At 38.2% G+C, this 13,156-nt stretch carries 10 protein-coding genes and 2 pseudogenes; 2 read left to right on the top strand and 10 right to left on the bottom strand.

Features of this window, described 5'->3' with window-relative positions; all coding sequences use genetic code 11:
* The 9 genes and pseudogenes from CWATDRAFT_RS34520 to pdhA form a co-directional block, all read right to left on the bottom strand.
* Positions 1-933: pseudogene (locus CWATDRAFT_RS34520) on the bottom strand (transposase); the annotation flags it as partial.
* Between the two features lie 476 nt (positions 934-1,409).
* A complete protein-coding gene (locus tag CWATDRAFT_RS24025; protein WP_232287187.1) occupies positions 1,410-2,075 on the bottom strand; it encodes a hypothetical protein in 666 nt (221 codons plus the stop codon).
* Between the two features lie 140 nt (positions 2,076-2,215).
* Entirely contained in the window at positions 2,216-4,654 is a 2,439-nt protein-coding gene (locus CWATDRAFT_RS24030; protein WP_007307451.1) for a hypothetical protein, read from the bottom strand.
* Between the two features lie 12 nt (positions 4,655-4,666).
* Positions 4,667-5,311, bottom strand: coding sequence for a hypothetical protein (locus CWATDRAFT_RS40415; RefSeq protein WP_007307450.1), 645 nt, complete (start codon positions 5,309-5,311; stop codon positions 4,667-4,669).
* 81 nt (positions 5,312-5,392) lie between these two features.
* Positions 5,393-5,605: a hypothetical protein gene (locus CWATDRAFT_RS40420; RefSeq protein WP_232287188.1), complete on the bottom strand. Its 213-nt coding sequence runs from the start codon at positions 5,603-5,605 to the stop codon at positions 5,393-5,395.
* A 43-nt stretch (positions 5,606-5,648) separates the two neighbouring features.
* A complete protein-coding gene (locus CWATDRAFT_RS24040; protein ID WP_007307448.1) occupies positions 5,649-6,089 on the bottom strand; it encodes a type II secretion system protein in 441 nt (146 codons plus the stop codon).
* Between the two features lie 56 nt (positions 6,090-6,145).
* Positions 6,146-6,529, bottom strand: coding sequence for a hypothetical protein (locus tag CWATDRAFT_RS40425; protein ID WP_007307447.1), 384 nt, complete (start codon positions 6,527-6,529; stop codon positions 6,146-6,148).
* Complete coding sequence (locus tag CWATDRAFT_RS40430; RefSeq protein ID WP_007307446.1) at positions 6,510-6,830, bottom strand: pilus assembly FimT family protein; 321 nt, start codon at positions 6,828-6,830, stop codon at positions 6,510-6,512. The genes CWATDRAFT_RS40425 and CWATDRAFT_RS40430 overlap by 20 nt, the downstream gene beginning before the upstream one ends.
* 611 nt (positions 6,831-7,441) lie before the next feature.
* Positions 7,442-8,473 (bottom strand): pyruvate dehydrogenase (acetyl-transferring) E1 component subunit alpha, encoded by a 1,032-nt coding sequence (gene pdhA, locus CWATDRAFT_RS24050; RefSeq protein ID WP_007307445.1) that lies wholly within the window; start codon positions 8,471-8,473, stop codon positions 7,442-7,444.
* A gap of 427 nt (positions 8,474-8,900) precedes the next feature.
* Between pdhA and CWATDRAFT_RS24060 the strand changes: the two genes are divergently transcribed.
* Together CWATDRAFT_RS24060 and rpsU are read left to right on the top strand one after the other, a co-directional pair.
* Positions 8,901-11,063, top strand: coding sequence for an IMS domain-containing protein (locus tag CWATDRAFT_RS24060; RefSeq protein WP_007307442.1), 2,163 nt, complete (start codon positions 8,901-8,903; stop codon positions 11,061-11,063).
* A 120-nt stretch (positions 11,064-11,183) separates the two neighbouring features.
* Positions 11,184-11,366 (top strand): 30S ribosomal protein S21, encoded by a 183-nt coding sequence (gene rpsU / locus CWATDRAFT_RS24065; protein ID WP_007307443.1) that lies wholly within the window; start codon positions 11,184-11,186, stop codon positions 11,364-11,366.
* Between the two features lie 320 nt (positions 11,367-11,686).
* On the opposite strand, the pseudogene CWATDRAFT_RS41970 reads toward rpsU, so the two are convergent.
* A pseudogene (locus CWATDRAFT_RS41970) lies at positions 11,687-12,858 on the bottom strand (ISAzo13 family transposase).
* Between the last annotated feature and the right edge of the window lie 298 nt (positions 12,859-13,156).

The following is a 13,156-nucleotide window of genomic DNA, read 5'->3' on the forward strand; positions in this document are numbered from 1 at the left end:
TTTTCCGGCTTTTCCCCTCCCTTTGGGGGGATATGGGGGTGAGTTAAACTTCATTTTTTGGGGACCCTTTTGGGTCTTATCTTCCCCCTTGACCGTGGTTGTCATAAAACTTTTTGATAGTCTCAAGACAAATTTTCTGTCTTTTATTCAGATTTCCAGGGGAAGCCCCAGCTGAAATTAAGTCTTCCTAAATTTCCTAAATTTTTCTTAAGGTTATTTAAACTGTTTCCCGATAGCTTTTCTCTTTCTTGATAGGATACTTTTCGTTTTTAGCTACTTTTAAGTATTCCTTTCTAGCAATTATTCTAGAAGTTCTCGGCTTTTTTCTCAATTTTACTCTTAATGGTTTATAACGATTATCTATTATTCTTTCTGTCTCAATTCTGGCTTGATTTAATATGCCTAAATCCGTTGGGTATNTGATGTCTGCTGGCGCACAAGTCGCATCTAAAATTAGTTTACCTTTATTTTTTATTTTTTCTCCTTTTTCTTGGAGACAATCCTTTTTTTTTACTTCTTTATCACTCTTGTCTATTTCTCTTTTTACTATTTTTTATTGATTTTGTTTATCAATTCTCCATCAATTCTTTTCCTAAAATGAACTAGCATTGAAGATTCCAGTGGTGGCTCTTGTTGATAACAATTTAAACCTATAAAGTATTGTAGATAGGGATTTTCTCTAATCTGTTCTATAGTTTCTCTATCACTTGTTCCTAATTTTTCCTTAATAATTAATGTCCCTAATGCCATTCTAAATAGTTTGGCTGGCGCACCTTTTTCTGCTGAAAAAAGTTTAGCAGATTCTTCCTCAAAATCATCCCAAGGTATCAACTCTGCCATGATTACCCAACGATTATTGGGGGACAATTTGCCCTCGAAAGGTAATTCAAATTTTTCTGGGGGCGGTAAAGGTTGCTCCTCTTTTCGATACATTTGTTCTTGACCAACAACTGGGAGGTGTTTCTACCAATTATAGCGGTTTGTAGCCGACAAAGCTGATCTTTTTTGCGATCGCGAATATGGGTGTAACCTTTTAAAGAATAGGGTTTTGCTTTTATTCAGCAAACCCTAATTATTGAACAATGTTTAATCGGTCACTCTCTTTTAAATCGTCGTGTTGGAATCTTCCTCTTATTATTAATAAGTCTAGCTTTTATGTATTGGTTGCCTATGTATTTAGGACTGCCTTTATCTTCAAAAGGGTTTGCTATGAGAATGTTACCCAACTGGATTTAAGTAGGGATACAAAAATAATGTAAGCCCGTAGTAAGTCCTTTAGGACTTACTTTCCCTAGTCATAATCAAGGCTAAAGCTCGTAGTAAGTCCTTGAGGACTTTCTTAAGCTAGTCATAATCAAGGCTAAAGCCTTGACTACGTACTTTCCCTTTTCTATTTAATTCAATCTAAACTAGGATAATTCTAGTCCACTATCTTCAAACAGTTTAACCAACTTTTCTCCCATTAATTGTTCTTCTCGTAGCATAACGAGACATTTTTTGGCAAACCAGTCATCACTGTTGATCTTATCTCTTAAAAAGTCTTTCACATCGTCATCAGTGATTTCTTTTTCTTGGTAAAGTTTCTGAATATCTTCTAGGGAACGATAAAGAATTGTATTTTTACCAAAAACTTCATCTTCATAAATAATTTCCTTACTCATCCATTCCCAGTCAACTCTTTGTAACCAAAGTTTTTCCCCCGAAAAAATAGAGTTAATATTCAGGGTTAAATCATCTGTTACCCACCAATAGGTTTGGGGATCATCGTACATATCACCAGTAAGACTGTTAGCTAAGGTAACATGATTCCCTGAAAAAGTACGAATGTTAACATTCGCATTTTCTGTAGTTCTATAAGCAATTTTTAACCGTAAATAAAGCCCTTCTTTTTCATATTTATTTTTGCGAGGGAGCAGATTAAAAAAGCTAATAGCTGCCCCTGCTTCGTAAACTTCAATTAATCCTTGTTCTTTGTCTAAATACCAGTTTGAACCGTAAATTGCTGCATCCATTGCTGCTGCTGTTCCTCTTTGTCCCAAAATATCCTTTTCTGTGGCAAAATAAGGGCGAGGCATTACCGTTTTTTTCAACCTGGGGAAAAATTCTCGTTTAGGTTCCATAATTTGTCCTTGAAATCCCTAACTTAATTACAGGTTTTACCTGCATAACTCCCCATTATATCATTGTTGTTGCCCTCTAAAAATGTCTTTAATTGTTATTGTTGGAAATTACGAATAAAAGATTCTTGTCTCAAATAAACAAATCTAGGTGTTAATGGAGGTAAGTTATCTGCATCATTCAAATCAAGATCATAATCCCAATTTCGTTTAGGTGCGTTGCATCTTTGTCTTTTCCATCTCCCTTTAACATGTTCAGGGATGCCTAAACTAACAAAAGAACCACGATAGGTCAAAGTTTTCTCGGCCCAATTTTCTGAAAATCGGGGGTAATTTTCTAAACCGCCATTATATGCAGAAGTTAACTTCGAGTTGGTAATATCAGTTCCGCTCAAAAATGCAGTGTTAACAGTGGTTGAGGTTGCATCTTTTTTGCCCTCATCGTTATCGGTATTGCAGTTTTTATCAGAATGTTTGTGAATAGCTTTGTCAGCATTGAGACAAGCATTGGACAAAACATTGATAGAATCGGTTAAAATAGCTGCTGCTTGTTTATTAAAAATATTATAGTCCCCTTGTAAATAAACCGCTTGATCCGTGGCAAAAGTAACACCTAATCCATGTCTTTGAGAATCACTTTTTGTTAAGCTCATCAATTGTTGTCCTTGGGTAATAGCAAAACCATAGGGACTGGTATTACCACGGGCTTTAGAATAGGTACCACCATCGATTGTTGCGTAGATTACTAAACCGCCATCAGTTTCGTCATTTGCTCCTAGTCCCAAGTTTTGAAAAGAACCTTCTGGTGCATCGCTATCGGGACTTGCTAGGTTAAACAGTTTTTCTTCTGCGGAAAATCCTTCATTCTCTTCATTATCTGTCAGTGTCCCATTAGTAAATTCAACATAGCGACCCACTTTATTCCAAATAGCTAAACTTTGAAAGTTAAGTTGCAAAAGACGCATATCTCGACCTTCGCGATCGTTATAAAAACGGTGCGTAGATTGATGGGAACCACTATCTCGCCCAATATCTTGCACAACAGCACTAACAAAACAACGATTGTCTATACCAGCAATTTGATTGGGTGTTTTGTTAATGATATCTGATGGCAAAGAAGACAAAGATAGAGAAAATTTTGAGTTAATTAAATCCAGTAGAGATGTCCTGACTTCAGAAAAATTACCACTGCTAAGGGGTTGAGAAAGTGATGAATAAGTTATGGGAGTTGTTTGAGAAACCAAAGCAATATATAAAAGTTCTGGCAGTTGTTCAGTCAGTTCTGTATTTCCAGTTGGGTTTAAATCAGGAATGGAGAGGTTTAGAGAGTTACTTACAGGGTTACAAACCTTAAAATCGTTATCGCTGATGTCAGCAAGTTCTTCACTAACTAAAATAGGCTGCCGTAAACTGCGTAACTCCCCTTCTGTCAAAGAAACAGCATTGCCAGAAACTTGATTAACGGTAGTGACTTCAAAAGGAACAGTGGTTAAATCAGGGTCAGAATTAGAAGTGGCAACGGGTTTATAGGAAAAACGTAAGTTCGCTTTTTCGTAATACTCCCCACTCTTATCCAAAAAACTTGGAGGGGGCAAAGAAATCGACTCCATACCCAATTGTACTTGAGTTCCCCAAGCAGTGCTAACCAAAATAGGGTCCATAGGATTTTTAGTTTGGTTGGTTCTTCCTGTCCCTTTTGACAAAAGATTCAAAAAGCTTGTCCCGGCGGCGTTAATAATTGTCACCCTTCCATCGGGATAGGTAGAATTATCATTCTTCCGACTATTGTAGAGATTGCCAGAAAGGGTAATTTGACCATCGATATTGAGTCCTTTATTCTCATTGGCACCAAGATAGAGATTGCCGTTGGTATGAATTGGCCCGTTTAAATCCATGATTGGACCGGGGAGAATTTCTAAATCATTGGCATAAAAGGCAGCAAACTGAAACATGGGCACAAGACGACTTTTAACGTCTAGTTGTAAAATTGCTGTTACCTCAGAAGGAGGCGCGTTTTCCCGTTTGGCGATGGAGTAAACCGAATAACTATATTCCAGCATATTGAGGTTTTGGTAAGCTTCCCCTCTGGGAACAACACCAACTTTGGTCCGTCCACCATTGCGCTCGACAACATAAGTGGCGGCCAGATGACCATCTTTGCTTTCTGAAGCAGCAACAAACTCATACTGCTGACATCCAAAATCTCCAGTTCCATCATTGCTAGAGTCAGAATCTAGACAGTTAGCCACAGAGGATGGACTAGATCCTGAAGGTCGATTAAAATCAACGAAAGTTTTCCTAATTTCTTCCGCTCTGCGATTAAGTCCAGCTTCAGCACCATAAAAGCCATTATTACTGTCCGCTGAACCTTTGGTACTGATGCTCTCAACCCTAATGACAACGGCGTAGGCAACTAACAGTGAATGTAGAGTTAAACCTAAAGCAAGGGCTAGGATGAATGTATAACCTTTACTGCTCTGATATAGGCTTTTTAAGAAAAAAATATACTTTTGAGTGCTTGGAGATAGTTTTTTCATTGTAGGATTACTTTAATAATTCAAAATATTTCGGGGGAATACTTTTTGAGATTGTTCTGTTTCCAGAGCAAAGGAAGAAGAGTCGTTAATGAGAACTTTGGACTTAATTTCCAGAAATTTTATTTGAGACCAAACATAATCATTGGGGAGTGTTACATTGCAATCAGTAGATTTTTGAGGAGGAATAACGGTACAAGTATATCTTTGTGAAGAAGTGGCGGATAAATCTTGTTGAATATGAGTAATAATTTGAAAAGTCTCTAAATTGCCTAAAATAGTAAAAGTGTCATCAGGGTTGTTATCAAGAGTTAACTGGAGTCTATTGTTTTCTAATCGATAATGACGTTCCTCAATTAGATAAATTCGACTGGAACCATTGGCTTCATATGTATTCTCCCATCTATGACGATCTGTGGTGATCGAGGCTGATGCCACAGCATCTGGAGAGGGGGTAACAGTCGAACCGTCCTCAGCAAATGTTTTTTCACCGGCATAGTCGAAGAATTCTCCATTGCCAACCCCATCGTAAATAAAAGCACGAACTGTGCTGCCATTTGAGGTGCGATAATCTCTCCAACTATCTAAACTATCAGGCCAACCATTATCCTTTTCAATCACGTCACAGCCAGCGATCGAACCGGTTTCATCCACAACCATAACCTCCTCAGTGGTTCCTGAGACAACCCGACGACAGACAGGAAGACTTATACTTAATACGCTGCGTCGAATACTAATTTCTTAATTACCATCATCGTCTTTGGTAACAACGACGCTCGGAAAGTTAGGATCTTCAGCAAAGCCCTCTCCTGCTTGCCGAATATCAGCACCCACCATCTCAAAAACAATCCGCAGGGCTTGATTAACATCGTTAGTTTGTTGATCCTGAAGATACATTTGTCGAGATAGGGAAAAACCCATAAAACCAAGGTTGATAATAATCGATGAAACCATAGTTCCTGTGAGTAGTTCCATAAGAGTAATTCCTTGATTCGGTCTATCTAAGGCGAGTAAATGCGGTTTGAACTTTGTATATTTGTTTTTCATTTTTCTCAATACTTAAAATAATGTGACGTAAATTGTTTTCTTTTTCTATTGTCGTTTTACAAGTAACAGATTGGTCGGCGTTGACAATTGGTTCTTCCGTACAAATATATTGTTTTAACTCATAAGAATACCCCGATGTTTCTTTTTGAATTGTTGATTTCCCCAAGGGGAGATCGATAATTTTTTGTCGCCTTAAATCATCTAGATGTTCTTTAGATAGATTAATAGCTCCTGTTAAAAATTTTTGGTTAACATTTTCTTCTTTTTGAGAAAAGAAGATAGGAGTCATCACAGATATAGTGGTCGTTACTATGGTAAATGAAACTAAATTTTCAGCTAGAGTAGCTCCTAAGTTTTTATGTTTTTTTGAAAACAGTAGATAAAAGCTCACAATCAACCCCCTTTCCTCTATACATTTGTTAAGGCTTTATTCGGTTTAAGTTTGATTTAATCAAGATATTCGACTTTCACGGCACCTCCCCTAAAAATAGTTATTTCACTTGAACTCTTATTTGCAGTATTGGTTAAGGTTAAGGTTAAGTCATAACTCAATACTCCCAAAGGATCATAAACGTTGGCGTGTCCTCGACTATCAAAACATAGAGTCCAATTAGTAGGATTACCATGGATAGTGATTTCTTCCGGTAATGTTAGGTTATCTTGGCTGAAGTAAATATCCTTAAACCAGTTATTAATTAGTTCAATATTTGCTTTTTCTTTTTGAGAAGTACCCAAGGGTTTTCCTAATGTTATTGTCGAGGCACTGGTGGCTATAATTTCATTTTCATATTCATCAGTACCGACAATAATACTATCTCCTACCACTAACACCTTCTGTTGAAGCTACAGTTAATTCTTGCTCTGTTGATTCTACATCAGCCGTTAATTCAGTTAAACTTTCGCAACCTCTTGTTTTGGCGATTTCAACTTTATATTTATTGCCAGAAACATCAGGATCTAATTTAATTCGATAAGCTGATGTGGTGGAAATAGCTCGCATTCGGATCAGGTTTAATATCCCAACGGTTTGTTTAGTAGCATCCCCTAGAGGATTTTCTGCCCAACTTTTGATAGGAACTGCCACAATTGCCAGTACACCTAAGATTAATAGTACAGCTAAAACTTCTACCATTGTAAAACCTTTGTTTTTTGTGTTTATTTTTAACAGTTCTATTTTTCTGTTCATAATCTCATCATGATTCTATTTAACATCAAGAATTTAGTTTAACAGTTTAGAATATATATAATATGTATTATATATATCAGATCACGTTTTGGCAATGATCTAGATCACTAATAACTGGGGTTTAATATAACTATTTAAACACGACTATTGTTGAGAACATTTTCTAAAAATATCATCCGTAAAACTAACTATTTTTGCAATTTTTTATAAAGAGTAATTAAGTATTTATACTGGCAAAGAAAAGCTCTGACCAATCTGTGATTACTTACGGCAAAAATTCGGTTATTTACTTGATATTTAAACAATACTACTTAAATAACACTACTGAAAAATTTATAAATTTATTTTTAGTAAGTAAAATTACAGACTTTTTTACCTTAAAATATTGCTATTCTCATAGTTAATCACTCTTTCTGATTTAAAAACTTTATGGTTTCAATGAAAAAAAAGAACTCTCTCTCAACTTTCTGCTTCTCGCTGTAAATTATTAATTATTCGGTGAACAGTGACCCATTAATCAACTTCTAAATGATCACTGTTCACTGTTCACTCTTGCCTTAATCTTCGGCAAATATGTAACGATATAACTCTTTAGGATCGGGTTCAGGACTTTCTTCAGCAAATTTCACAGCATCATCAACACTTGCTTGAACCTTTTGCTTAATTTCATCCAACTCGCTTTGATTAGCTAAATTATGTTCAATTAAATAAGCTTCTAAGCGTTGAATAGGATCTTTATTACCCCAAAACTGTTTTTCATCAGGCGATCGCAGTTCATCGGGATCAGCGAGGGAGTGACCCCGAAAACGATAAGTTAAAGCTTCGATCAAAGTGGGGCCTTCTCCGGCACGAGCTCTATCTACGGCTTCTTGGGCTACTTTCCTGACTGCAAGAACGTCCATACCGTCCACTTCTACCCCCACCATATCAAAAACACTGGCTTTTTTATAGATTTCAGGTTCGGAAGTCGCGCGATCGTGGGCCATACCAATAGCCCATTTATTATTTTCCACTACGTAAATAATGGGTAACTTCCACAAAGAGGCCATATTCAAACATTCAAAAAATTGACCATTATTGCTGGCTCCATCTCCAAAGAAACAGGCCGTCACTTGATCGGCACTGTCATCCCCCATCATTTCCCGTCTATACTTACTCTGAAAGGCTGCGCCTGTGGCCACGGGAATACCCTCAGCCACAAAAGCATAACCCCCTAACAGACGGTGTTTTTCCGAGAATAAGTGCATCGAACCCCCACGGCCTTTACTGCAACCGGTTTCTTTGCCAAATAGCTCGGCCATTACTTCTCGGGGGGGAACCCCACAACTGAGGGCGTGAACGTGATCCCGATAGGTACTCGATACATAGTCTTCACCAGGGCGTAAGGCTTTAATAATACCTGTAGAAACCGCTTCTTGTCCGTTGTAGAGATGGACAAAGCCAAACATTCGACCCCGATAATACATCTCAGCACATTTATCCTCAAATAAGCGTCCTAAGGTCATATCCTCGTACAACATTAACCCTTCTGCTTTGGTCAGTTGAATCGATACTGTATTAAATTCAGGCAAAGTACGTTCGGAAACCATAACAATTCTAACCGTATTCAAGAACAATTGAACTATAAATCAAAGGGAGCCAACCAAGAATTAAAAATGTCGCTACAATCAGAGATCGAGGTAAGCTTTCTGACCTTTGTGCGGAAAAAGCAATTTCCTTCTGTTCCACTTTAGCAGAAATGGCTCTATGAGCAGAAATATCTGATCTTGAGTCAGGAAGTCCCAACTATCATTTTTGATGAGCTTTGGGGATAATGTGATACTGAATAGGTATTATCTGGTAAGGTGTATCTGACTACCACAAATAAAAAAAATTTTTACTAAAAGGAATCTTTAAGTTACAATTTTGCCAGACCTATTTTTGATTTTATAATCAAGTCCCTTAAATACCATAGATGATTTCCTATAATCATCTTTGTTAAATATAATAAGTAACCCTGCTCTGAGGAAGTCAACCGTGCGCATACCGCTAGACTACTACAGGATATTAGGAATTTTCCCCCAAGCAACAGATGAGCAACTTCGGCAAGCTTATCGAGATCGTAGTGTACAGTTACCCCGTCGGGAATACAGTGATCTGGCCATAGAAGCTCGTAGACAGTTGCTTGAGCAAGCCTATAGTGTTTTATCGAATCCAACCCAAAAAGCTAAATATGAAAACCAATTTTTGCAAGCCCAATCTGCTTATCAGGAGCAAGAGGGGGCTGAGTCTTCAGCCACAGAGACAGAAGCAATAAGAGAAAGTTCCTCTGTCACTACTTGGGAGATTGAAGTTGAGCCGGAGCAATTACCCGGCAGTCTCCTGATCTTTCATGAATTGGGGGAATATGAGCTAGTTATTAACTACGGTGAAAGTTATTTATCCACACTACCCACCTCTCCTTTATCCTTAAACATTGATGATACAGCCACAAAGCAGCGGAGTGACACATTCTTAAGCATTGCTTTAGCTTATCTAGAAATTAGTCGTGAGCAGTGGCATCAACAAGCTTATGAGGGGGCAGATTCAGCAGGAAGACAAGGATTAACCCTGCTAGAGAAAAACAATCTGTTTCCCTCCATACAAACGGAAATTCGTACAGAACTGCACAAGCTTCGTCCCTACCAAATTTTAGAATTATTAGCACTGCCCCTAAAAAATAAAACTCCTCGTCAAACAGGGATTAAATTATTACAATCCATGTTAGAAGAACGTCAGGGGATCGATGGCAAAGGAGACGATGGCTCTGGACTAGGAATTGACGATTTTTTACGATTTATTCAGCAGATTAGGACTTATTTAACAGCGACTGAACAAAAAGACATTTTTATGGAGGAGTCCCAGCGTCCCTCGTCTGTGGCAGCTTATTTAGGGGTATATGCCCTCATTGCTCAGGGTTTTGCCCATAAACAACCCTCCTTAATCTTAGAGGCGAAAACCGTACTCGAAGGACTAGAACCCCGTCAAGATGTATCCATTGAACAGTCCATTGTCGCTTTATTGTTGGGACAAACCGAAGCCGCAGCACAAGCATTAAAACGTTGTCAAGATCAACAAGCTTTAAACTTTATCCGAGAAAAATCTCAAGGTGCGCCCGATCTCCTGCCTGGCTTATGCCTTTATGGTGAGCATTGGCTACAAACGGAAGTTTTTAGTCATTGTCGGGACTTACAAGGCAGACAACCCTCATTAAAAGACTATTTTGCCGATCAAGGCGTTCAAGCCTATCTCAATGGCCTACTAACTCCAATTGCGCCTAGACCTCGTCCAGTAAAGAAAAAAGAGAACATCCAACCATCTCGTCATAATACTTATAATCATGGAACTGCTGTTCCTGTTGCAGATCCCTTTCCCCCCTTACCAGTTCGTTCCTCTTCCCCTATAGATATTCGGGATGCTCGTCGTCGTAAACGACTGAAAAACTCCCAAAAACCTAACCCTGAACCCATACCTGAAACAGTCTCCGAAAAATCCTCAAGCAATAAGCCAGCTAGCACCCAAACTATCCCCAACAGTAAACCCCCAGCTAAGGGTTCCCCAAGACGGAATAATCGTCGGGTTACTCTGTTCCGCCCAAAACTAGGTTTAATGGCGGTTGCTGTTTTAGGGGGAGTGGGATTAATTGGACTGGCAACAACCTGGCTAAATCAAAGCAATGCCCCCTTATCTGCCCTAGAAGAAGGACAGTATTCCGTTGCTCTCCATCGACCTTTGATCGATATCCCGGCCGCTAATGCTCAAATGGTAACAGTGACGGGAATGTTGACCTCCGAAGGGGCGCAACAAGTTATAGAAACCTGGTTAGGGACTAAATCACAGGCTTTGGGTAAAGACCATGACATAGAATCCCTCAAGAAAATTTTGGCCGATCCTGTACTGACTCGATGGCAAAAACAGGCACAACAATTACAACAAAATCAGAGTTACTGGACTTACGAACACCAAGTTGCTGTTAATTCTTTCAATCCCAGTCCTAATAATCCCAATCAAGCGGTAGTTGATGCCAATGTTAAAGAGTCCGCCCAATCTTATCAAGGAAGTCAACCTGGCCGTTCCTATAAAGATAATTTACGGGTTCGCTATGATCTAGTTCGTCAAGGCGATCGCTGGTTAATTAAAGGGATCAATGTTATTAGGTGAGGTATCCAAAAATAAGTTATAATTGACAAGTTGAGGAAATATACCTCAATACTGTTCCTAGCGTCAGTCTAAGGGACAATAAACATCACGCACAGAAAACAGGAGGTGTAAACTGAGATAATGACCCAAGTAGTTGTTGGTCAAAACGAACCCATAGAATCTGCGTTACGTCGATTTAAACGACAGGTTGCTAAAGCTGGAATTTATACAGACTATAAAAAGCACCAATTTTTTGAAACGCCACAAGAAAAACGCAAACGTAAAGAGGCGACTCGGCGAAGACAGCGATCCCGTCGCCACTAAACTGAACAATATTGTTTGATAATTACATTTCCCATACTATTATCAGGGATGTTAAGTCGCCCTAACCACCCAATTCGAGTTAGGGCTTTTTGGAATTAATTAGGTGATTTCCAAGAAAAAGTTTCCCACCCATTCTCAGAATCTGTTTGTAGAACATCTCAAATAAGCGAAAAGGGAAAAATAAAAAGTTGTTCGCGGATACTTTCCGCGAACAAAAACCTCCCTATCTAAAAGAAAGAAATACGCTAACTTTTAAATTAGCTTTGACTATTTTTAAAAAGGAAATTCACTTAATTTTACACTCTTATTAACTTTTTAGACTAACTGGGTCTAATCAAAATATCCCATTTAGGTAAGTGAGGATTACGTTCTAAACGTTTCTCAATTTCCTTCATCTCTTTTTTCGTTAAAGAAATGCCTTTTTGATAAACTTTTTTACTTAACTTAACTATCGGATTTAAGCCTTTCCATGTCATAGTTTTTACCCAAGCTAACATCGTTTGAGCATTTCTCAGAAGTGTTCCGTTCCAATGCCTCTCTAAAATTCCCCAACATCTTTCTATGGGATTATATTTACTGTGATAAGGAGGAAAATATAGTAATTGAATAGATTTCTTAGTTTGGTCGGCAAACTCTACCATTCTCTTCAAAAATTGCCTTCTTATTCCACTATTTTCTGGTCCATTATCAACTTTAATTTGGATGTTCTCTAGTTGCTGCTTTTCAGTTATACTCAGACTTGTCCACCATTGCTTCAAGTTATCTAGCATGAAATCACTCGTTTTATAAGAACTTCCAAAAGTTACATAAAGTTGCCCTGTATCTTCATCTACAATCCCACAAGGAACGTATTTTTCTTTAGTTCCCATATCATGATCTTGAGCTTGATTATAACCTCTGGTTTGTCCGCCACGTGAATATTCTCCTATTTCCACAGTTGCTTTACAATCCATACTTAAACGTTTCACAGAAGGGTCTTTTTTTCTATCTTTTTTCTCTATATTCTCGAAGATAGCGTCCGTCTCCGAGATTTTTTTTTAGGTTTAGCTTTTACCACTTTTCTTAATCGATAGCCCAAACGATTTAAAATATCTGCCATTGTCGAAGCAGCAGGAACCTCCTCTCCATTATATCCTAGATTTCTTAATTGTTTAATGGCTTCAGCCGCCGTTAATCTTGTATAGGCAATGGGGTTATTAAATGTGGGGTTTTGTTGTGCGTGAGCTTCGGCTATTTCTTTCAATGATTGGGCAACTATTGGGTATCTTTCCTCCCATTTTTTACATCCACTATTGACTGATTGTAATCCTAAACACACTATCCCAGTTCGTTTTTCATGTAATCCAAGTTGAACATTTTTTCTCCCCCAACCAAACACGATTTCGGTTTGTCTGGCACTTCCTCCACAATACTTGAGACACATTTCAGCTTGAAATGAACGACGCTCTGCTCCCGTCATTTTTGAGGCTGCTAAACGTAAATCATCGACCATCGACGGGGTTAAGGGATGATTTGTCTGTTTTAGCTTCAATTTACTCTCTCTAATCTTTTTACCTCTTCATTTTAATCTATTTCTTCTGTTTTTTCAGACAAGCCAATTATGAAATTTTAAAGTTGTGTACCAAGATCCGCTAACTCTCTGTTCCTTTTATTTCTTGAAAGCCTTTAGTCCAAGCGATTACCCTTATGGGAAAAGCTTTCTCGGAAATCACCTTATAGGTAGAGAAGCAGCAATATATCGATCAGGTGAACGGAACTTAAGTACGACTTCTTTTTTCTCATTTTCAACC

It is taken from the genome of Crocosphaera watsonii WH 8501, from assembly GCF_000167195.1.
GTDB classification, from domain to species: domain Bacteria; phylum Cyanobacteriota; class Cyanobacteriia; order Cyanobacteriales; family Microcystaceae; genus Crocosphaera; species Crocosphaera watsonii.

Excerpts from the sequence above, each read along its gene's own strand:
- CWATDRAFT_RS24025 (WP_232287187.1), bottom strand. The coding sequence starts at position 2,075 with ATGCCTCGCCCTTATTTTGCCACAGAAAAGGATATTTTGGGACAAAGA.
- CWATDRAFT_RS24030 (WP_007307451.1), bottom strand. The coding sequence starts at position 4,654 with ATGAAAAAACTATCTCCAAGCACTCAAAAGTATATTTTTTTCTTAAAA.
- CWATDRAFT_RS40415 (WP_007307450.1), bottom strand. The coding sequence starts at position 5,311 with ATGGTTGTGGATGAAACCGGTTCGATCGCTGGCTGTGACGTGATTGAA.
- CWATDRAFT_RS40420 (WP_232287188.1), bottom strand. The coding sequence starts at position 5,605 with ATGGTTTCATCGATTATTATCAACCTTGGTTTTATGGGTTTTTCCCTA.
- CWATDRAFT_RS40430 (WP_007307446.1), bottom strand. The coding sequence starts at position 6,830 with ATGGTAGAAGTTTTAGCTGTACTATTAATCTTAGGTGTACTGGCAATT.
- pdhA (WP_007307445.1), bottom strand. The coding sequence starts at position 8,473 with ATGGTTTCCGAACGTACTTTGCCTGAATTTAATACAGTATCGATTCAA.
- rpsU (WP_007307443.1), top strand. The coding sequence starts at position 11,184 with ATGACCCAAGTAGTTGTTGGTCAAAACGAACCCATAGAATCTGCGTTA.